General features: G+C 49.3%; 17 protein-coding genes. 9 read left to right on the top strand and 8 right to left on the bottom strand.

Features of this window, described 5'->3' with window-relative positions:
• Nucleotides 1–5 precede the first annotated feature (5 nt).
• Nucleotides 6–410, top strand: a complete 405-nt coding sequence (locus ACUY4Q_RS12495) for a DUF2251 domain-containing protein (RefSeq protein WP_458043089.1) — start codon at nt 6–8, stop codon at nt 408–410.
• 13 nt (nt 411–423) lie between these two features.
• Nucleotides 424–1,317 carry a PhzF family phenazine biosynthesis protein gene (locus ACUY4Q_RS12490; protein WP_458043088.1) on the top strand — a complete coding sequence of 298 codons (894 nt, stop codon included), beginning with the start codon at nt 424–426 and terminating at the stop codon, nt 1,315–1,317.
• A 525-nt stretch (nt 1,318–1,842) separates the two neighbouring features.
• Here the strand turns inward: ACUY4Q_RS12490 and ACUY4Q_RS12485 are convergent.
• Together ACUY4Q_RS12485 and ACUY4Q_RS12480 are read right to left on the bottom strand one after the other, a co-directional pair.
• Nucleotides 1,843–2,466 (bottom strand): NUDIX hydrolase, encoded by a 624-nt coding sequence (locus tag ACUY4Q_RS12485; protein WP_458043087.1) that lies wholly within the window; start codon nt 2,464–2,466, stop codon nt 1,843–1,845.
• Between the two features lie 627 nt (nt 2,467–3,093).
• Entirely contained in the window at nt 3,094–3,651 is a 558-nt protein-coding gene (locus tag ACUY4Q_RS12480; RefSeq protein ID WP_458043086.1) for a DcrB/PsbP domain-containing protein, read from the bottom strand.
• Between the two features lie 600 nt (nt 3,652–4,251).
• Here ACUY4Q_RS12480 and ACUY4Q_RS12475 point away from each other — a divergent pair.
• Entirely contained in the window at nt 4,252–6,087 is a 1,836-nt protein-coding gene (locus ACUY4Q_RS12475) for a M48 family metallopeptidase (protein ID WP_458043085.1), read from the top strand.
• 78 nt (nt 6,088–6,165) lie between these two features.
• Nucleotides 6,166–7,200, top strand: coding sequence for a YiiG family protein (locus ACUY4Q_RS12470; RefSeq protein WP_458043084.1), 1,035 nt, complete (start codon nt 6,166–6,168; stop codon nt 7,198–7,200).
• Between the two features lie 90 nt (nt 7,201–7,290).
• Here ACUY4Q_RS12470 and ACUY4Q_RS12465 read toward each other — a convergent pair whose 3' ends face one another.
• The 6 genes from ACUY4Q_RS12465 to ACUY4Q_RS12440 all read right to left on the bottom strand — a co-directional run bounded on the left by ACUY4Q_RS12465 (nt 7,291) and on the right by ACUY4Q_RS12440 (nt 14,268).
• Nucleotides 7,291–7,641 carry a DUF1304 domain-containing protein gene (locus ACUY4Q_RS12465; protein WP_458043083.1) on the bottom strand — a complete coding sequence of 117 codons (351 nt, stop codon included), beginning with the start codon at nt 7,639–7,641 and terminating at the stop codon, nt 7,291–7,293.
• Nucleotides 7,642–8,104: 463 nt separating this feature from the next.
• Nucleotides 8,105–9,289, bottom strand: coding sequence for a phosphorylase family protein (locus ACUY4Q_RS12460; protein ID WP_458043082.1), 1,185 nt, complete (start codon nt 9,287–9,289; stop codon nt 8,105–8,107).
• Entirely contained in the window at nt 9,286–9,756 is a 471-nt protein-coding gene (locus ACUY4Q_RS12455) for a hypothetical protein (RefSeq protein WP_458043081.1), read from the bottom strand. The genes ACUY4Q_RS12460 and ACUY4Q_RS12455 overlap by 4 nt, the downstream gene beginning before the upstream one ends.
• A complete protein-coding gene (locus ACUY4Q_RS12450) occupies nt 9,740–12,598 on the bottom strand; it encodes a hypothetical protein (RefSeq protein WP_458043080.1) in 2,859 nt (952 codons plus the stop codon). The genes ACUY4Q_RS12455 and ACUY4Q_RS12450 overlap by 17 nt, the downstream gene beginning before the upstream one ends.
• A gap of 103 nt (nt 12,599–12,701) precedes the next feature.
• Complete coding sequence (locus tag ACUY4Q_RS12445; RefSeq protein ID WP_458043079.1) at nt 12,702–13,154, bottom strand: hypothetical protein; 453 nt, start codon at nt 13,152–13,154, stop codon at nt 12,702–12,704.
• A 661-nt stretch (nt 13,155–13,815) separates the two neighbouring features.
• Nucleotides 13,816–14,268, bottom strand: a complete 453-nt coding sequence (locus ACUY4Q_RS12440) for a hypothetical protein (protein ID WP_458043078.1) — start codon at nt 14,266–14,268, stop codon at nt 13,816–13,818.
• Nucleotides 14,269–14,940: 672 nt separating this feature from the next.
• Here ACUY4Q_RS12440 and ACUY4Q_RS12435 point away from each other — a divergent pair.
• The 5 genes from ACUY4Q_RS12435 to ACUY4Q_RS12415 all read left to right on the top strand — a co-directional run bounded on the left by ACUY4Q_RS12435 (nt 14,941) and on the right by ACUY4Q_RS12415 (nt 20,194).
• Nucleotides 14,941–15,909: a TauD/TfdA dioxygenase family protein gene (locus ACUY4Q_RS12435; RefSeq protein ID WP_458043077.1), complete on the top strand. Its 969-nt coding sequence runs from the start codon at nt 14,941–14,943 to the stop codon at nt 15,907–15,909.
• Nucleotides 15,896–17,224, top strand: coding sequence for an ABC transporter substrate-binding protein (locus ACUY4Q_RS12430; protein WP_458043076.1), 1,329 nt, complete (start codon nt 15,896–15,898; stop codon nt 17,222–17,224). Before ACUY4Q_RS12435 ends, ACUY4Q_RS12430 begins: the two co-directional genes overlap by 14 nt.
• Before the next feature lie 156 nt (nt 17,225–17,380).
• Nucleotides 17,381–18,283, top strand: a complete 903-nt coding sequence (locus ACUY4Q_RS12425) for a carbohydrate ABC transporter permease (RefSeq protein WP_458043075.1) — start codon at nt 17,381–17,383, stop codon at nt 18,281–18,283.
• A complete protein-coding gene (locus tag ACUY4Q_RS12420; RefSeq protein WP_458043074.1) occupies nt 18,264–19,130 on the top strand; it encodes a carbohydrate ABC transporter permease in 867 nt (288 codons plus the stop codon). The genes ACUY4Q_RS12425 and ACUY4Q_RS12420 overlap by 20 nt, the downstream gene beginning before the upstream one ends.
• Before the next feature lie 2 nt (nt 19,131–19,132).
• On the top strand, nt 19,133–20,194 hold the full coding sequence (locus ACUY4Q_RS12415; RefSeq protein WP_458043073.1) for an ABC transporter ATP-binding protein: 1,062 nt from the start codon (nt 19,133–19,135) through the stop codon (nt 20,192–20,194).
• Nucleotides 20,195–20,200 lie beyond the last annotated feature (6 nt).

The following is a 20,200-nucleotide window of genomic DNA, read 5'->3' as shown; positions in this document are numbered from 1 at the left end:
GAAAAATGACAGTATTCGTTACCGCTCAGGCGCAGCTCATTGTCGGTGAGGCGCAGGTCATCGAAAGCCTGGCACCAGAAGGGCCATGTGCGGCCGTTTTTGAAGACGATGGTGAGACCGGCTATTTCTACGCGCTGATTGAAAACGCGGAAGGAAACCCGATTCAGGATGCGCTGCATATTTACAACGCAGACGATGTGTCAGACGGAAAGATCCCATCGGATGTCAAAATCGGCTGGTCCGAAGACAACAAAAAATGCGTGCTGTTGATTAACGGATACCCACACGGTGTCTTTAATTTCGACACCAAAAATGGCTACTGCCGCACCGGATTCCCGCCAGCGGGCAATGAGGTCTGGTCGCTCTTCGGCCACGACTGGACGGATGACGTCGATGATTTTTTCAGGTAATGCAGGGTAAACAATGAAAAGACGTTATGTCGTTGCAGATGTTTTTACCGATACCCCCTTTCTTGGCAACCCGGTTGCGGTGGTACTCGATGCCGAAGGGCTCAACCCCGCGCAGATGCAGCAGATAGCGGCGGAATTTGGCTACAGTGAAACCACGTTCGTGCTGCCGCCTGAGGCGCCGGCGCACACCGCATGGGTGAGGATTTTTACCCCGACGCGGGAGATCCCGTTTGCCGGGCATCCTAATGTGGGTACGGCGTTTGTTCTGGCGCGTTACGCCGCAGCACGTGGTGAGCGCTTGCCCGAGACCTTGCTGTTCGAGGAAGGGGCGGGCCTGGTGCCGGTCAGGCTGATCGACGAGCACGGGGTGACAACAGGGGCCGAACTGCGGGTGCCGGAAGCGCTGTCCCGCCGCTCGCAGGTCAGCCCGGAGCAGGTTGCAGCCTGTCTCTCTCTCGACGCACATCAGGTTAACACCCAGGCCCACCCGCCGCAGGTCGTCTCGGTGGGGCTACCGTTTCTGGTGGTCGAACTGGACTCCCGCGAAGCGCTTCGCCGCTGCGTGCCAAATTTACAGGGCTTTCGGGCAATCCTGCCGCTGGATGGCGCGGTCTCCATTTACGCCTACACCCTGGACACGGCCGCTGATGACCAGTGCGATGTGCAGGCGCGGATGTTTACGCCACGTATGACCGAAGATCCGGCCACGGGCAGTGCGACTGCGGCGATGACGGCGCTGCTGGCTTCCCTCCAGGGTAAAACAACCCTTTCGCTGCGCGTAAGCCAGGGGGTGGATATGGGGCGGGCCAGCATGCTCTGGTCCGCGTTCGATGCTGCGTCAGGCTCGCCGGTGGTGCGGGTAGGGGGCAAGTGCGTGATGACCATGGAAGGCACGCTTGAGGTCTAGCGTGCCAGAGTCGGGAGGTGCCGGGCAACCGGCACCCACGTACGGCTGAGGGATCCCCAGAAAAAATGCGTGCACGAACAGTACCCTCGCCCCACCGGGGAGAGGGTTAGGGTGAGGGGGAAAATGCGGCGTTGAGGGTCATTCCGTTCACCTTATGTTCCTTGCTTTTCTGTAGCGACAGAACCCGTGAACGTGCCAGGGTGGCTCATCGCCACCACCCTGGCGACCCGGGCTCCCGGCCAGGAAAATCGCCGCTGGCGCGGTCCACTCAGCGTATGCCTTCAGGCTTATCGGGGACGGGCGAAGGTAACGTCCGTGTAAAGTCGCCCTCGCCGCGCATCCCTGCGCGTCGCCCCGGCCTTACGGATACGCTTCGTCGATTTTCAGCCGGACCCTGTCATCGCGGTGATTGTTCTATTCTCATTACACAGTGTTATCGCTGCAAGACGTAATATCATTGGGGATTCCGCAGCACGTACGGGGCAAGCGTGTTGGCAATTGGCGGTGGGTAACAATACCGGTGGATCAATCGAAGTATGTCGGGCGTTCGGAGGTGGCAATCTCCATGCTGACCAACAGTTCTTCGGGCACGATACGCGTCAGCGACAGCGCTGGCAGATCGTTAAGGGCGAAGAAACCGATATCGGTGGACTCATGGCTAATTGCCAGACTGCCGCCGGTTTCCTCACACAGAAAGATGAGTTTATAAACATGCCAGGGCAGGGGAGGATGGCCATGCAGATTACGATCCCACACGCCCAGCAGCTTGGTGGCTTTCACTTCCAGCCCGGTCTCTTCAAGTACCTCGCGGCAGACGGCCGCAGACGGGGTGTCGCCTACATCGGCCCAACCGCCGGGTAAACTCCACTTACCCTCGTCCGCTTCTTTCACCATCAGCAGTTTGCCATCACGAATGATAAAGGCACGAACGTCGGTCTTTGGTGTGGCATAACCGGATTCAGAGATGGGGTTTAAGGTTTCGGAATCGATGTCGAAACGGGAGAGAAGCAGGTATTCTGCGATTTGACGGAGGGTTTCATACCGCTCCTTATCGAACACATCTTTTGAATACGTTAGCCCGGTTTGGGCGATAGCATTGAGTTTCTGAGCGACGGTGTTGATATCAGTCTCTTTGAGTACGTCCGGCATTGTTTTCACCTGTTTCTGGCAGCATGGGGTTCTCAGTGAGACAACAACCGTAACAGTAAAATCAAAGCATTAAAATGGGAAAAGGTGAGGGCTACTATTTTTACAGTAAGTTCATTTGCTCCTCGGGAGCTGAGTGATCTCCACATAATAATAGGAGCTCGGACAGTTCCCTCGCCCCACCGGGGAGAGGGTTAGGGTGAGGGGGAAAATGCAGCTCTGATGGCCATTCCGTTCACCTTATGTTCCTTGCTTTTCTGTAGCGACAGAACCCGTGAACGTGCCAGGGTGGCTCACCGCCACCACCCTGGCGACCCGGGCTCCCGGCCAGGAAAATCGCCGCTGGCGCGGTCCACTTAGCGTATTCCTTCAGGCTTATCGGGTCGGGCGCGATGCAGCGTCCCTGCAACGCGCGCCCTGAACCCGCATCCCTGCGGGTTCCCCCGGCCTTGCGGATACGCTTCGTCGATTTTCAGCCGGACCCAGTCATCGCTTTAGCTGTTGTGTTCTCATGGCGCAGTGTTATCGCTGTAAACGTAATATTACTGGGGATCCCAGAGCCTCTGGAGAGAAGGCCGGGTGAGGGGAAACAAACGGCGCATAAACTCCCCCCACCACTTCAACCCAATCTTACTTCCCGAGAATATTGTTCACCGCGGCGACATGACCCGGTTTATCTTTCTGGTTCGAAATCACCTGAATCACGCTGAACTTGTTGTTGGCAGCCGCAATTAAGGTTGCCTGATACACATCGGTACCGTCCATTTTGCTGGTCGCTTCGATGTGATAAACCTTCAGACCCTTCACGTCTTCCGTTTTTTCACTGACCACGTTGTAAGACGGAGAAGATTGTTTCTGCTGGTCTTTGATGGACTTCATGCCCTCGAGGAAATCTGCTTCACTGGCGCCACGGGCCGCCAGCGGAATCTCATCTTCACCAATAATGAGCACACGCTTAGCCTGTTTATTCACGTACATTTTGCCCGGTGCGCCACCCGGAACAGGGTGAACCTCATAGCCCTGTAATTTGAAGTCCAGTTTGCCATCCAGCAGCGAGAGTGTTTCAGTCGCGTTGGCGGTTTGGGCCGCCGGTTTAGCGTCGGCGGCAGACGCCACATTTACGCTACAACCCAGCGCTGCGGTAAAGAATATAGCGGCGGACAGTTTAGCCAGGGCATTTAATTTCATGGTGAACTCCTCGTGTTGTTATTTCCATTTTTTAAAAATGCAGGGGGAATAGAGTAGAGTCTAAATAAAGATTCAGCAAGGAGGCATCATCACATCAAAAACCACATAAATAATGGCTATAAGAATAAAGGCAGCACCTTATATTCATTGTGGGTAAAATATTACCACTGACCAAAATGCGAATTATCCTATTGCACATCGGTTGTGTGATCGGCGCAAAAAGCATAATTTCGGCATACTTGTTTTTTTATAACAAAACGTATAATTCAGATGGGGAATTACCATGACGTAATTTTCGATAAAATCGTAATTATTTCATGGCATTAAGAAGAAGCTGACCGAATGGGTAAATGAGAGCTTTCGTTGGCCTGCCCATCCCAAACTGAAATTCTCGTTAAACGTCATTTCGCGTTTTCTATTACTAACAAAGGTAGGTTTACAATTCGCTGACTATTTGTAAGATAGTGTAAGCTTAGCGAGAGTGTGCTTGCCTCTTTAAATTTTACAGCAATCGCCTTTTGGCAAATTTCGCAAACGCTGTTTTCCCCATGACAAACATCGGATGAGTTAATAATTTTGAAAAACATAACGGAATTAAAGATGGGTTACACGAAGGTATTTTTTTGGCTTCTGTTAACCCTGTTCCTTCTGCCAGCAATCACATTAGTCTTTGCTGAGTACGGGAATAAATCGCTCAATGAGGAATACACGCAGTTCTTTATTGAGGATGCTCAAAAACAGCATCAGGATGTCGATAAACTCTCCGCGTTTTTGCAACAGAACCCGCCTTCAAGCGTCTGTGGCCCGGTTGACGACGATCTGCTCGACTACAAAGCGGCCGTCTGCTCGCAGAATTCTGAACTCTGGCAGTTCTACATGATGGATAAAGTCGCCTTCTGGACCCTGATTGCCGGCGTTGTCATTTTGCTGTTGGTGGTGTTACTGAGCGCGCTGGCCTTTAAAGACCGCCGCAGCCAGCTGTTAAGCCTGTCGCTGGCGCGTCCTTTCCTGATGTTCGCCGGTTCCCTTGAAGTCATTGTGCAGGGCGCGATGCTGGTGTGGCTCTCGTTCTGGGGAACCGCCTTCTTCACCCAGACTTACTACCCGAAACTGGTTATCGCCGTCGGCCTGCTGGTGCTGGCCGGTGTCTACTACATGATCAAAGGCATCTTCAGAAAGCTTCCGCCTGAAGAGAGTATCGAGGGTGAAGTGGTGAGTCGCGACGCTGCCCCTGAGCTCTGGTCACGGATTGATGCGTTGGCCGAGAAAGTAGGCACAACGCCGCCGGACCACATCATTGCCGGTATCGACACCAACTTCTATGTAACGGAAGCCCCGCTGCGCGTTAATGAGCACCTGTTAACGGGCCGCAAGCTCTATGTGAGTATTCCGCTGCTGCGTCAGTTGACGCTTGCTCAGGCCGATGGCGTGATGGTGCATGAACTGACGCACCTGCATGAAGGGGACACGGCGTCGAGTGCATTACTGGGGCCGAAGCTGCACCGTTTTGATCTTTACACCGCCCTGATGAGCGAGAACCTGGCCACGATTGTGGTTTATTATCCGCTCTATTTGTACCGCATGCTGTTTGAACTGGCCTGGCAGCGCAACAGTCGTGAACGTGAGTTCGTGGCCGATCGCAATGCCTCGGCGCTCATTTCACCCGCTGCGATTATCGAGTCGCTGATTAAAATTTCAGCCTACGCAAGCTATCGCAATCAGGTTGAGCGCACTCTTTTTGAAAACAATGTGCTGCACGAGAGCGAACTGGGGATCAGTAAAGCGATCGCCGCCGGTCTGCCTGCGCATGTGGGTTCACCGGATTTTGTTCACATGATGCGTGAACAGAACGTACCTCATCCCTTTGATTCACACCCGCCTCTCACCGAGAGAATGCGCAACGTGGGCTTCGCGGTCGAAGAAAGCGCGTATGCCGCGATGGCAGCCGAACGCCCTGCCGAGAGCTGGGTCGATTTGATGCCGGTGGCCGACAACATTGAACAGCAGCTGTGGCAGAAATACGAACGTGATTTCTCCTCTTCACATGAAGAGAGCCTGGCGTGGCGCTACCAGCCCACGGGCGAAGCAGAGACCGCGCTGGTCATGAAGTATTTCCCCAATGTCCCCTTTACGCTGAAGGACGGTTCGCAGGTCGAAATCACCTGGCAGGGGATTGTAACGCCGAAAACGGGCGAGCTGCTGGACTGGGATAACGTCAAAAATATCAATGTTATTCGTAACTTTGGCCGGGACATTTTGTATGTGCAGCACGAGCAACCGAACGCCCACGGCAAAAAACGCAGTGAAATTCGCCTGCCGGGTCTGAAAAAAGAGATTGAGCGATTTAAGGAAGTGCTGGCCTGGTACTGGCATCGCCATCAGACAGTACGCGCGCAAGCCGCACAACCTGAAACTGTAGCTCAACCCGACGCGTAACCGATAGTTCACCCTTCGTGGTCACGCCACGGGGGTGAGCTGCAACCCTTTTAAAAATGATGTTTACAAGGAACGACTGTGTTTAAAAAAGCGACCAGCAGTGTAGTCCCCGCCATTGTGGCAACGTTACTCTGTTTGCCTCTGGCGGCCTGCGACAACAACGACACTAAAACCACGACCAAAACTAGCCCCAACCCCGACGCGCCAAAGAGCCAACCTGTGGCGGCGGCGAGTGAGAAACCGGTGGCAGAAGACCCTACCGCGCTGCTCACCGCTAAGGTGAACTATTACATCGAATGCTTCAACCACGCGGATGGCAGCGTGCGCGACAGCGCAGAGCGGTACGTCAGCTGGATTGATAACGTGGCAACGGGGCCGACGGGTAAAGAGCGTAAGGTGAATACCCTCGGCCAGATCCAGGCCTATAAAGTGGAAAGCTGTACCAAAGCCATCAACCAGGCCGTGAAGGCTAAACCTGCCTTGCCCGCCCTGGATGACGCGGCGACAAAATACCTTGCTGAGTTGACGACGCTGACGCCTTTGGTTTCGCAAGCGAATCAGTATTACAGCCAGGAAGACTACAAAGATGATGGCTTTGCGAAGGGCAAGGAGATGCATCAGCCGCTGATGAAGGCGTTTAAAGCCTTTATGAGCGCCAGCGACGTGTACGGTGCGGAACTGGAGAAGGAGTCGAGTGCCCTTAACGCCGCGCAGCTTGCCGAGATCGAGAAAACCGAGGGGCGGCATCTCGCTTACTATCGACTGGCATTGGTCAGTCAGGGCAAAGACCTGACCATGCTGTTTGACGCAGAATCACCGAACATTAATGACGTCACCAAAGCGATTGACGCCTATGGCGCGCTGGTGGCAGAAGCCACGACCTCTACCGCCAACGAGCAAGATAAACCGATCGGCTGGTCGATTGTTCTGAGCCGCGCTGAGACCTTCCTGAAAGACAGCAAGAATTTGATGCGCCGTATTCGCGATAAAACACCCTACAGCCGTGGCGATAAGATGATGATGGACGCCGGCAGCGGCTGGATGGTCGAAGGTTCGCCGATGAAGGTTTTAAAATCCTATAACGAACTGGTCCAGGCCAGTAACAGCCTGTAAATCGCACGGCTCCTCTGGCGCTTGCATGCGTTTGTAGCAGGGGAGAACATGTTCAAAAAGACGGGGCTGGCGAGGATGCCGGCCCCGTTTTTACCTGACCAGCAGCGCAACCAGCGCTACCAGAGCCGGAAGCGCCTGAACATACAAAATCTTCCGACTCGCCGTTACCGCACCAAATACGCCAGCCACCAGTACGCACGCTAAGAAAAAGACGCACACCTGAACACCGCGTTCACCCAGCCACAACCCCCACAGCAAACCCGCCGCCAGGAAGCCATTATACAGCCCCTGATTCGCCGCCAGCACGCGCGTCTCCCGCGCAAACTCGGGGGTGAGGTTAAAGGCTTTACGACCTGTTTTCGTGTCCCACAAAAACATTTCCAGCACGAGGATGTAGAGATGGATGATGGCGACAAGGGTAATGAGGATGTTGGCGAGCACGGAGTGGGCCTTTTGGGTTTGGTGAGTTGAGAAGGAGTATAGGTGAGGATGGTGGGGAGGGGCGAGTAGGAAGGGAAAATTGCTCAGGAAGCGCGTTACCTGAGCAAATTAGTGATTACTCGTCGTCGACGTTTTTAGGGAATGTATACTTTAATTTTACTTGAGATGCATATACTAATGCTCTTCAGAACGAGCCATCAGATATACGATAATTTAATTGAGGGTAAGACATGTATCATGTCAGAAACTTAAAACCCTGAATCAGCCCAATAAATAATATCGAAAGTATTTGCTTCAGAAGTTTTATCAATATGCAATGCATATTGTAGTGGTTTGACTAAAGGAACATCTATATTACAAAAAAATGTAAGTCCAAAGGTTGGAAATGTGTCATGGTGTTAATTAAATGACACATTCCATGAAAAAACTGAGAGTTGGCAGTATGAATGAAATTAATTATAATTCACGCTTCCAAAATGTCAGCAATACCGGCTTTGATAGATGCTAAGATAAATTTTGCTGATAGTAAGCTACCAATTCTATGAAATGTATCACCTTTATTACTCCCCCCATCGTCAACAACGGATTTGGCTGCAAAAAAAACAGTACGAGGTATAGCGTGTCTGGCTGCCTCGTAAATTGAATATACTTCCATGTCAAATCCCTTTAGCTTACGTTGCCCAACCGCTAATGTTTCAGTTTTTCCTTCTTGAGCAAGCACTGCACTTCCACTGCTTGTTGTTGCATCAGTTATAAGTTTAAAACTAATTTTTTCTTTACCTTTCGGAAATTCATAAGTAGCCGGATTTAAGTTTGACTGTAAGTCGGTAATAAATGTACTCGATGCAATTTCAGATATTTTATTATGAACCTTAACATCCAATTGAACATCATAATGTTCTGACTTGAAGCCTGAACTGCTCCATTTACCAGCATCGTGTTGATGGCATGTTTGAGTGATTAATACATCATAAATCTCTGACTCACCAGATACCCCACCGCAAATTCCACTCATACAAATCAGGCGCGGCTGAAATCTCTCTAATGCTAATGAAGCTGCAACTGCAGATGAGACTAACCCCATGCGAGTAGGTCGAACAATTGCTGTTTTAAATTTGTCGATCATAGCTTCTCGGCAAAGTAAGCCAGAGATGGTTTTCAAAGGCCCCAGATTTTCAATGATATCCTCATACGCAGCAACCTCTTTCTCCAGCGCACATATAATAACCACGTCATATTTCTTTTCCGGTTGGGCTGACAGAAGTTTTAATTTTAAGGCATCACGCCATTTACCATGGTCATTAAATGATATTACGTTGATATCTACTAAATTAAGATCGAATACAAAATCACCATCATCAAGATTGTGCTGTGTTAACACAATTGCCGGGGTTTTGAATGATTTACTATCGAAAGCTCTTGTGGTTTCAACAAGTATGGAAGAATGGTCCTCAACTGTTTTATCCCTAGAGGAACGTGGTACGATTAAATCGAGAAGGATTAGATCAAATTTACTAGTGCTGATAGTTTTAGTATAGTCTAACCAGTTCTCAACTCGCTGAATAGTAACGTCATTTATTATTTCCCTAACATAAGTTTCGATTTGGATGAATTTATTATCCTCATCTTCTAATACTAATATTTTCATAGTTTATCCAAAATAGAAATAAGATCATTTTTCCAGTCATTATCATTTTCTAAATAACGCACGCACCCAGCAACTTCAATATTAAATTTGTCCAAAATCTCCATTTTAGCTAATTCGACAGGGATTGGTATGGTTTCAATATCAATGTCAGGGTATTGCGTAAGGATAATGCAATGAGTTTTGCTTTGGGTATAGTCAACCTCAAATAACACGTCTAGTCCTCCGGAGGACAGGGGAAAAGGAGAGCCAGCTCCGGCTTCAGGTTCATGGCTGTGTATAGACATATCAATAATTGCCAAGTGAAATTTAGTTATAGCCAATAAAGCAGTCGCAGAGGCTAAAGACTGACATTCATATGTTTCAATTCTATCATGGAAAATATATTGAAGGTGAGAACGAATACCTTCCATTTTGAATTGGTCGTCTTCAACTATCAAACAATTTATTTTTTCAATGTTCGAGAACATAAGATAGCCTCACTTTAACTTCGTTGCCCACAACTTCATATTGTTCAAGCTCGAAATCTTTTTGGTTGTTAGCTAATAGAAGTAATTTTGATATTCCACTTTTTTTATCATACATGTTTGCATCATGGTAATCAGCGGCTTTACGTAATTCAATATTTTTAGATATTTCAAGGGGGTCATCTGTTGATTTGATACTTGATTCTAATTCTATTATAAGTCGTTTCTCTTTTCCTGGAATAATCTCAAACTTACGTTTTAATGGGTATGTAGGGTCAGAATGTTTTGCAGCATTGCCAACAACAATAGCAAGAGCATCATAAATTAGATGATAGAAATTACCAACGAGTTGAATATCCTCAACGCTATGGTCAGCATCTTTAGGATCAAAATCAGGGTAAGTATCTTTAACTTCTTTAACTGTAGCAGCAAAAAGTAATGCAACAGATGCCTTAGGCGCTACAATTGATGGTCTTTTAAACCATCCGAGCATAATAGATAACTTCCTATCAATTGAATATTCTAAGTCTCGGCGGAAATTTTCGGCAAGTTGTTTATTAATTGTTACTGCAATAGGCATTAATTCGGCATCAAAAAAAACTTCATTCTTTAATGGTTTCTGCTGCGCTTTCAAAAAACGTATAATTGCAGTTAAATCCAGTTCGGCTAAACGCCAACAGTAGTCAATGATTGTAGGGCTAATGTCAGCAGTAGATGTGGTTTCAGTATAGTTATGAATTATAGTAGCTATTGCTGAGGATAGCACATCCTGCTTAGCTGGTGAATATACTTCTGGTGTTAAAAGTCCATAGGGTTTAGTTTTTGAATATACGTGAAGCCTCTCTGCTATAATCTGTTCTACAGCAGCATTATAAGTCTCTTTCCAAAATTCCCATTTAGTTACGAATTGATGGTTCGAAAATAACTTTTGATATTTGTCTGACATTTCCAACTGATTTATTATACTTGAATACATTTGTCCATGAAATGTACCATGTCGAATCCTACGGCCTATGTAGGACGCAATACCAAAAACAATATTGGAGCAGAAAGAATTGTAACTTTGCTTAACTACCATAGAGAGTATAGTTTCGTCATACGTAAATGATATGCCTTTTTTGCCAGATCCTGTTGATGCTAATGCACTATTTATTTCAAGCATCATCTCGTCTTCTAACCAAGATGTGAACCTCATCGGATCAACATATATTCTGTGATCGTCTATTTCATCTCTAACTCTGTTTATTTGATGATCAATTCTTACAGCGCGTGCACGTTGTAGATAATATTCATCATTGGAAAACCCTGCCATCCATTCGTGTAAGGATGCACGAATCTCTGGGATGTCAGAAAGATGTGGTGCAAGAGTTGTTAATTTTGCTAAGAAATCTTCTGTTGCTATGTCATAAATATATTCTGCTATGTAGGGGTGAGACACCTCATATGCCTTTACAAGTTCAACTAATGAACCATTGTAGTGTTTAACAGTTACCTCCTCTAATAGTTTTCGTAAATGAAAACTATCAAGTTCATTCTTGCTTCGTTTTGCTAATAATAGTAATAAAATTAATTTTACGAGTTTGTCTTTGGCTAATTTAGCTGCAGTCCTTACAGCTTTTATAGGTATTGTTCGAGCCAGATCTCTAGTTAAGCCCATAAGGGAAAATAAATCCTCTTTATCAAATCCAACTTCACCCTCTGATTCTGTAAGCCAATAGTTAAAAAGAGCAGATCTTGTAACATGACCTGAAACCTCTAATTTCTGTAGGGCTATGATATTATGTTTTGTAAATATTGAACCGCAAGCTAAATCTTTAAGACTAGGATTCCCTGCCCAATTGATTACTGTTTCTTTAAATTCAACCGGAATGATGGCGTTTTTTTCCTGAGATGAATCGTAATAACTGTCTATGACGACGCGATAGCAACGAATTTGATCATACTCCAACCATGCACTTGATTGTTTATAGAAGATATATTCACCTTCACTTGAGGATAAATCATAAGTACTAATCAATGCTTCAATATTATCACAACACCCAAGAATATTACATATTTCGGAAGTTGCTGGATAATGGTTTAAGTTTAAAAGGTGATTGTTAAATTTTGTTAAAATTATCGCATCAACTAAGGAGCATTTAAGAACTTCTTTTAGATAATCTTTTAAATCCTCTGCTGAGGACGCAAATGGTTGAACGCTTAATTTTGATAATGTTCGAGTGTAGCGGTTTATAGAACCACGATCAATAATGTTTAAAATGGATCTTTTGCTCATCAAAACATTTTGGTCATGTGAGAAAGTATGAATTAGGGATGATACAACTACGCCTTTAATCCCAGAACTCAAAACAAGGCCTTCAATTTTTTCCGTGATCTTATCCGTAGTTTGATTCTCTCTTATTAGTATTATTCTCCGAAGAAGAGCATGACTCCAGCCACTTGTTTCAATCGTACTGGCAATTAACCCAATACAATCCTCTATTTCCCCTTCAGCATACATTCTATCAATTGTATTGAGAGCAGTTGTCAGGTTTCTTAAGCGTTCAATGTTTTTGCTTGTATTTTTTTCTATTACAGAAAGTATTTCTTCTAAGCTATTCTCATGATGAGCTTGAAGTGTATCTGAAAACGGTGCTTTCTTTGGGAAAAGAGTTGGTGTTTTAAAAGCTTTAGTTAGTAATGAAGTTTTCAAAATCTGATCAAGTGTTGCGGCTTGAGATACACCTAGCGTAGAGCTCAATGCTATCAACTGTGATATAACATTGCCTTCCTTATCACTTAATATAGCTCTTATTTTATTTCGCGTCCTTAAATCGAATTTTTTTAACTGCTCGTATCTTCTCATTTCAATATCCTACAATTGATAAATGATTTGGTGAAATTGGAAAGTTTTTAATTGAAAAAATGTAAACTTGCGGTGTTATCAATAATAAATTGAATTCATCATTCTAAATGAATGTTATTAGCACTAACGGGGCAAGGAAAAGTAGAAAACCAATATTAGCTATTATATAGAATGAAATGCGGAAACATCTTCCATATGAAAACATGCTGAACAAGTTTGTATTAATGTTTTTATTGTTTTCATCGGCAGTGAAGATTTTTAAATTTTGGCTGCTGAAATGACTTTCAATATATATCAAGGCTTGCTCTGAGTTTTTTATTAAAAAAGATACTCTGGCATCTAGCTTATAAAAGATAAACGTAATAAATATAATGAAGGCTCCAAGCGAAGACGTAAGATAAATATATTTACCACCCTGCTGGAGACAAATCCCGCTGCCTGCAGCAAGCAATCCAATGATTGCTATATAGAAATTGAAAACAACCATCCTTTGCTGAGAATGCAGCTCAAAGTACTTCCATGCATGTTCGAAAACTGAGTTGGTCTCTTCCTTCATGAAAATCCTTAATGTTAACCATGACAAATGTACACTGTGATTTAGTTCATAAAACACACTCCCAAGTGGGAGGCGCAAAACAGTGTCAATAAAGAGTCTAATGTTCATTAAAAGCTACCGCTCTCAATGTATTGTGTTTTTACATAGAAAATTTTACACGATCGATATCCTTGGTCAATCGTAAATTTTACATTTAGTGACAAAAGAAAGAAAACCTTTGAGTCACTCAATCACTTTGATAATCCAACATTTAATGGAGTGTTTGCTAGAGCTTGTCGGGAGATAGTTGAAAACATTGATAAGTACATGGCTGCGCTAAACATAAGATTATTCGAATAGAGTTAGAGGTAAAACGGTTTTTTCATACTGTCATATGTAAATAGGTGTCAATTTGAAGAATAATCAGCTTATGCCAATTGGTAGGGCTTTAGTTTTATCGTATGAAATATAAGCATGTCGTGAAAGCACAGAGTAAAACCGATACGAATTAAAACTAGTTTTTGAATTATCTAATTTTATGATGTGGACATTAACATCTTAGTGAGGCTGTATGATTAGTTTAGTTGGAGTAAATTATTCTAACTTAAAAATTAAACTATTTTGGCATTAAACCCCTCCCGCTCAGGAAGAGAGGGGCAAATCCTAACCTAAAAAACCAATCTCATCCCTCTATCACCACCACACCCTCCACCGTCCTCATCCACCTCGGCGCTTTAAGCCTGTCACTAAAATATCCCACCAGTTCAAACAGCAAATCCTCAATTACTCTTCTTTGCTGTGCAGTTAGCGAGTTTTGCATCGTCAATTGGGCGAGTTCTTCACAGTAACGGCAGAGCGCATCGCTCTCGGGGTTGAACTCTGGTAAGCGGGTGGGGAATGAATCTATCGTCAAATAATCGCGCAGATGCTCTGGCACAGGTTCATACAGTGTTTGTTTCAATATAGAGAGGCAAGCGGACAGGCGACCACAAAGGGCGAGCTTTTCAGCGGGATCGTCAGACTCGACCAGCATTTCAACAAAGCGTTCGCAGTTGTCGGCCAGTTCGATGAAATCGGTGGCGTAGTTAAAGGGCAGGGTTAATAACGTTTGTACAGGGGTTAGGGTAGTAGCCATATTGGCAGCCTCGATAAGTGTTTTTTGAATTCCACCGACAGAGGTTCCAATCTCATGGCGATGGACTGAGCGAGGTTGGAACTACCGGCCTTATCGAAACCGGCGCATCTTGCGATGCCCCCGCCCAGCCCACCATTGAGGTGTAGCAAAGCGTACGACACAAAGAGACTTCATGTCATCGATAAGGTTGTCCAGGGTTCCAATCCCGGCGCCTGATTTTGCAGGCGCGGCGAAAAGATACAATGATATCAATGGAGTGACAAGCTGCATTCCTGGAAGCAGGCTCGCAAAACTGCAACGCAACAGCCGAACGGTTTTACATTCTCTGGAAAGCAACGTTAATTTATATACCCGATAAATATAACGTATTCGAAATTCATTAATACCGTCACGACCAGGGGGAATATATCCGCAGCACTAAAATTCGCGCTAACAAGCTAATTGCTTTCATCCCCCCCACAACACAATTCCCTCATAATCTGACCGCGATCAAAAACCATTTCCCTTAATCACGCTATTAATGCAACATATTCCACCAGTCATCTTTCTAATCCCATTTTTCAACTTAGCTTAGTCAAAAGCGCTTACTATATTTATTACCAAATAGTCTTTTTATTCGCGTAAGGTTTATTACTAGAGTGGTTTTCCGGACAATTTTGAAGGAAAACAACCATGACCGCATCAGGCAACATTGCCCGTCTCAATACGGATTTACTGGATATTCGCCCCGTCGCGGGCAACATCGGCGCGGAAGTGCGCAATATTTCGCTCTCAGCGGAACTCGATGATAACCATATTCAGCAAATAGAAAATGCACTCGTAAAATATAAGGTTTTATTCTTCCGCAAACAGAGTCATTTAACGGATGAGGCCCATCAGGCCTTTGGTGCGCGTCTGGGTAAAATCGTGGCGCACCCCACGGTGCCAGCGCCTGCGGGCACCAAACTGTTCGAACTGGATGCCTCAAAAGGGGGTGGCAGGGCGGACTCCTGGCACACCGACGTCACCTTTGTTGACGCCTTCCCGAAAATATCCATTTTGCGCGGCGTCACCATCCCGGAATATGGCGGCGACACCGTCTGGGCCAATACCGTATTAGCCTACGAACAACTGCCGGAATCCTTAAAACAATTCGTCGGCTCGCTGCGTGCGGTTCACAGTAATAACTACGACTACGGGGCGGAACGTATTGTCACCGAAGAGCATCGCCTTAATCACCATAAAAAAGTCTTCGTCTCATCCGTATGGGAAGCCGAACACCCGGTGGTGCATGTTCACCCGGTCACGGGCGAGCGGGCGTTATTACTCGGCCATTTTGTGAAAAAAATCGTCGGCTTCAGCAGTCGCGAATCGGCGCAGCTTTTTGAATTACTGCAAAACCGCATTATCCGCCTCGAAAATACCGTGCGCTGGAACTGGCAACAGGACGACGTGGTGATATGGGATAACCGCAGCACCCAGCATTACGCCGTCAACGACTACGGCGACCAGCCGCGCCTCGTGCGCCGCGTCACCATCGAAGGCGAGCAGGCCGTTGGCATTGACGGCAGCCGCAGCCGCACCGTGGCCCGCCCGCAGGATGCCGCCAACGGCTCCGGCTCCGAAAACCAGGACAGGGAAGTGAACTATGCAGCGTCGTGATTTACTCAAAGCCATGGCGGCGTTCGGGGTCTACAGCATGATCCCGGCCATCGCGCGTGGCGCAAACGTGGCGCGCAAGTACGACGGCGTCACGCTTAACGTCTCCACTTTCAGCACCGCCTGGCCGCAGTTGATTCGCCAGTGGCTGCCGGAGTTTGAAGCCCTGACCGGGGCAAAGGTGCAGCTCGACACCCCCGCGTTCCCGGTCTACAACCAGCGCGCCGACCTCGAACTGTCGACGCGCGGGTCGGCCTATGACGTGGTCAACGTCACCTTTATCTACACCAGCCGCTGGATCAACGCAGGGTGGCTGACGCCGCTCGATGAGTACATCACCAACCCGAACCTGACCCCGGCAGACTGGGGATTGCAGGACTTTTTGCCCGCTACCCTGGCGGCAGAAACCGGGCGCGACGGCAAGCTGTACGGCATTCCTTACGTGGTGGAAGCCATGCTGGCGGGGTCGTCGCGCTATGATCTTATTCAGCAGGCCGGGCTAGAGTTCCCGAAAACCACCGACGACCTGGTGAAGGTGTTGCAGGCGGTAAACAAAAAAGAGCGTGTGGCCGGGTATGTGACCGACAACCACTACGGCTGGACTTTTATTCCCTATCTGCAGGCTTTTGGCGGCAACGTGTTCCGCACGCCGCCGGACGATCTCTTCCCGACGCTCGATACCCCGGAAGCGGTGCAGGCGGCGGACTATTTTGCTCGCCTGATCCGCGATTTCGGCCCCAACGGTGGCATCACCTATACCGCTGACCAGTCATTGCAGGCGCTGAAGCAGGGCAAAGTGAATTTCTCCGATGCCAGCCAGACCTATCTGGCGCAGCTTGGCAATGCGCAGACCTCGCGCACCCTGAAAACGGCGCACTTCGGGCCGATGGTCAGCGGGCCGAAAGGGGCGTTCCCCGGTATGGCAACCCATGCGCTGGGTATTCCGGCCGGTTCGAAAAACAAAGAAGCGGCCTGGGCCTTTATTCAGTGGTCGCTCTCAAAGCAGATGACCGCCCGTGCGCTGGCCGCCGGATACGGTTCGCCGACCAGGCGCACGGATATCGATTCGCAGGTGTTTCGCAGCAAACAGGTCATCAACGGCGTCGATCTGGCGCAGTTGTCCATCGATGCCATCGACCAGGCAGGCAAGGGCGGTTACATGAAGTACCGCACCGTAGAGTTCTATCCGCAGGTGGATCAGCAACTGAACAAGGCCATTGCGCTGATTGCCTCCGGGCAGCTCTCCGCGAAAGAGGCGATGGCGCAAGCGCAGGCCGGCACACTCGCCGATCTCAAACGCGCCGGAGCGAAGATTTAAGAGCCTGAATACAGGCTATTTTATTTGCCATTTTGGCCCTGGGCAGTGCTCACAATCCTCACGTACTTCAAGTACGCTCCGGTTGTTCCGCGCTGTCCGAGTCCAAACTGCCTGCAACAATTACGCCTGTAGTTCAGGCTCTATGGAATTGAAACGATGGCACAAGTCAAAAGCTGGCGACACCGCCAGCGCACTGCCTGGCTGCTGGGGTTATCGCCGTCACTCGCGGTGCTGACGCTGTTAACCCTGGTCCCGGCGGCGGCGTTGCTGATAACAAGCCTCACGCCGTTCAGCCTTACCAACCCGGAGGCGACCTTCACCTTCAGCAACCCGCTGGTCAACTACCAGCAGTTGCTGCATGACGATCGTTTTCTCAACTCGCTGGTCACTCAGGTCAAGCTGTCGGTGGTGAGCGTGGTGTTCCAGGTGCTGATTGGCCTGCTGCTGGCGCTGCTGCTGAACGGCCCATCGCGGCTGCTCAACGGCGTGCGCACGCTGCTGCTGATCCCGATGGTGCTGCCGCCAATCATCGTCGCGCTGATCTGGAAGATTATCTACACGCCGGACATCAGCCCGCTGCACCAGGTGCTGGACCGCTTTGATATGCCACTGGACTCGCTGATTGCTAACCCGAGCACCGCGCTGTGGGCGATTGTGGTGGCGGACGTCTGGCAGTGGTTTCCCTTCACCATGCTGATGGTGCTGGCGGCGCTGCAAATGGTACCCAACGAACCGCGGGAAGCGGCGAGTCTCGACGGCGCGTCGTCGTTCAATATTTTTCGCTATATCGTCTTCCCGCACCTCAAACCGGTGCTGGCGGTGTGCATTCTCTTTCGCCTGATCGACAGCTTCAAAGCCTTTCCGCTGATCTACATTCTCACGGACGGCGGGCCGGGGTCGGTCACCGAAGTCACCAACTATTACGGCTTCATCCAGGCCTTCAACTTCTCCTGGTGGGGATACGGCAGCGCCATTGCGGTCGTGATTCTGGTCGGGGTGTTCATTTTAAGCTGGCTGATTGGCCGCGCGGGGTGGAACGATGACAGTGCAACAAACTGACGAACGCCGGGTGGCAGCGTATGCCCCCGTGCGGCGCAAAACCTGGCGCTTTAAAGGCAAGCGCACTTTGGCGGCATTACTGCTGCTCATACTGTTCCTTGCCCCGTTCTTATGGATGGTGATTATGTCGTTGCGCCCGTCGATGGACGCCTTCGAACTGACGCTGTTCTTTACGCCGACGCTGGAAGCCTACCGCCAGCTGATTGCCGGGAATTTTTTGCAGCCGTTTGGCAACAGCCTGATGGTCAGCGTGCTCTCGACGGTCTTCTCGCTGCTGCTGGGGGTGCCCGCCGCCTGGGTGCTGACCCGCTGGCGCTTTCGCGCGCGCCGCTACGTGGCGCTGTGGATCCTCGTCACCCGCATGGCGCCGCCCATCGCCTTTACCATTCCGTTCTTCCTTGCCTGGCGCTGGCTGGGCCTGCAGGACACGATTATCGGTCTGGCGATTGTCTATCTCACCTTTAACCTGGCGATTGTTATCTGGCTGATGCAAACCTTCTTCTCCGCCGTGCCGGTGGCGCTGGAAGAGGCGGCGTGGATGGACGGTTGCTCGCTGTGGGGCAGCTTCTGGCGCGTGTCGTTACCGCTGGTGAAACCCGGCCTCGCGGCGACCGCCATTCTCTGTTTTATCTTCTCGTGGAACGACTTTTTCTATGCGCTCATCCTCACCCGCACCAACGCCATTACGGCGCCGGTCGCGATTGTGAACTTCCTGCAATACGAAGGGTGGGAGTGGAGCAAAATCGCCGCCAGCGGCACCCTGGTGATGCTCCCGGTAGTGGCCTTTACGCTGCTGGTGCGCCGCTATCTGGTACACGGCCTGACCGCCGGTGGACTTAAGGATTAATCATGGCAACCCTGACATTAAGCAATATCGCAAAGACCTTTAACGGGCAGACCATTATTCCTGGTCTCGATTTGACCATTCACCACGGCGAGTTTATTGCGCTGGTGGGCCCGTCCGGCTGCGGAAAATCCACCCTGCTGCGTATGATTGCCGGGCTGGAGAGCATCGACGGCGGTGAACTGGTACTGGATGGCGAGGTGATTAACGATCTGTCGCCGCAGGATCGCAACATGGCGATGGTCTTTCAGAACTACGCTCTCTACCCGCATATGACGGTGGCGGAAAACCTCGGCTTCTCGCTCAAAATGCAGCGGGTGGCGAAAGAGAAAATCGACCAGCAGGTGCAGCAGGCGGCAGAAACGCTAGGGCTGACGCCGCTGCTGGCGCGCAAACCGTCGCAGCTTTCCGGTGGGCAGCGCCAGCGCGTGGCGATGGGCAGGGCGATTTTGCGCCATCCGCGCCTGTTCCTGTTCGACGAACCGCTCTCCAACCTTGATGCCAAGCTGCGCGTGGAATTGCGCACCGAAATCAAAGCCCTGCATCAGCGGCTCAACACCACCATGATTTACGTCACCCACGACCAGATTGAGGCCATGACCATGGCCGACCGCATCGTGGTGCTGCGCGACGGGCACATTGAGCAGGTGGGTACGCCGCTGGAGCTGTACGACCGCCCGGCGAACGCTTTTGTTGCCAGCTTTATCGGCTCGCCGTCGATGAACCTCTTCAGCGGGCGGGTAGAGAGGCAGGGTGTGGTGCTCACCGACGACGGCATTGCGCTGCCGGTGGCACAAAATACCGGCCTGCATGTCGGGCAACGGGTGCTCTACGGCGTGCGTCCGCAGCACTTTGTGCTGACGCCGGGTGCGACTATTGATGCGCAGGTCAATGTGGTGGAACCGACCGGATCGGAAACCCAGATTTTGCTCAACATCGGGCAGAAAAAGGTGACCACGCTGTTCCACCAGCGCGTGACCACCCAGCCGAGCGAAACCCTGAAAATCGCCCCGGATGCCCGCCATGCCCACCTGTTTGATGCCGACAGCGGCGTGCGACTGAATTAACCCTGA

This window comes from Phytobacter cepae (genome assembly GCF_054165735.1).
The sequence above is the reverse complement of the archived record's forward strand: the minus strand, read 5'-3'. Positions and strand labels throughout refer to the sequence as shown.

Coding starts and splice junctions, on each gene's coding strand:
- ACUY4Q_RS12495 (WP_458043089.1), top strand. CDS start 6: ATGACAGTATTCGTTACCGCTCAGGCGCAGCTCATTGTCGGTGAGGCG.
- ACUY4Q_RS12490 (WP_458043088.1), top strand. CDS start 424: ATGAAAAGACGTTATGTCGTTGCAGATGTTTTTACCGATACCCCCTTT.
- ACUY4Q_RS12485 (WP_458043087.1), bottom strand. CDS start 2,466: ATGCCGGACGTACTCAAAGAGACTGATATCAACACCGTCGCTCAGAAA.
- ACUY4Q_RS12480 (WP_458043086.1), bottom strand. CDS start 3,651: ATGAAATTAAATGCCCTGGCTAAACTGTCCGCCGCTATATTCTTTACC.
- ACUY4Q_RS12475 (WP_458043085.1), top strand. CDS start 4,252: ATGGGTTACACGAAGGTATTTTTTTGGCTTCTGTTAACCCTGTTCCTT.
- ACUY4Q_RS12460 (WP_458043082.1), bottom strand. CDS start 9,289: ATGAAAATATTAGTATTAGAAGATGAGGATAATAAATTCATCCAAATC.
- ACUY4Q_RS12455 (WP_458043081.1), bottom strand. CDS start 9,756: ATGTTCTCGAACATTGAAAAAATAAATTGTTTGATAGTTGAAGACGAC.
- ACUY4Q_RS12450 (WP_458043080.1), bottom strand. CDS start 12,598: ATGAGAAGATACGAGCAGTTAAAAAAATTCGATTTAAGGACGCGAAAT.
- ACUY4Q_RS12445 (WP_458043079.1), bottom strand. CDS start 13,154: ATGAAGGAAGAGACCAACTCAGTTTTCGAACATGCATGGAAGTACTTT.
- ACUY4Q_RS12440 (WP_458043078.1), bottom strand. CDS start 14,268: ATGGCTACTACCCTAACCCCTGTACAAACGTTATTAACCCTGCCCTTT.
- ACUY4Q_RS12435 (WP_458043077.1), top strand. CDS start 14,941: ATGACCGCATCAGGCAACATTGCCCGTCTCAATACGGATTTACTGGAT.
- ACUY4Q_RS12430 (WP_458043076.1), top strand. CDS start 15,896: ATGCAGCGTCGTGATTTACTCAAAGCCATGGCGGCGTTCGGGGTCTAC.
- ACUY4Q_RS12425 (WP_458043075.1), top strand. CDS start 17,381: ATGGCACAAGTCAAAAGCTGGCGACACCGCCAGCGCACTGCCTGGCTG.
- ACUY4Q_RS12420 (WP_458043074.1), top strand. CDS start 18,264: ATGACAGTGCAACAAACTGACGAACGCCGGGTGGCAGCGTATGCCCCC.
- ACUY4Q_RS12415 (WP_458043073.1), top strand. CDS start 19,133: ATGGCAACCCTGACATTAAGCAATATCGCAAAGACCTTTAACGGGCAG.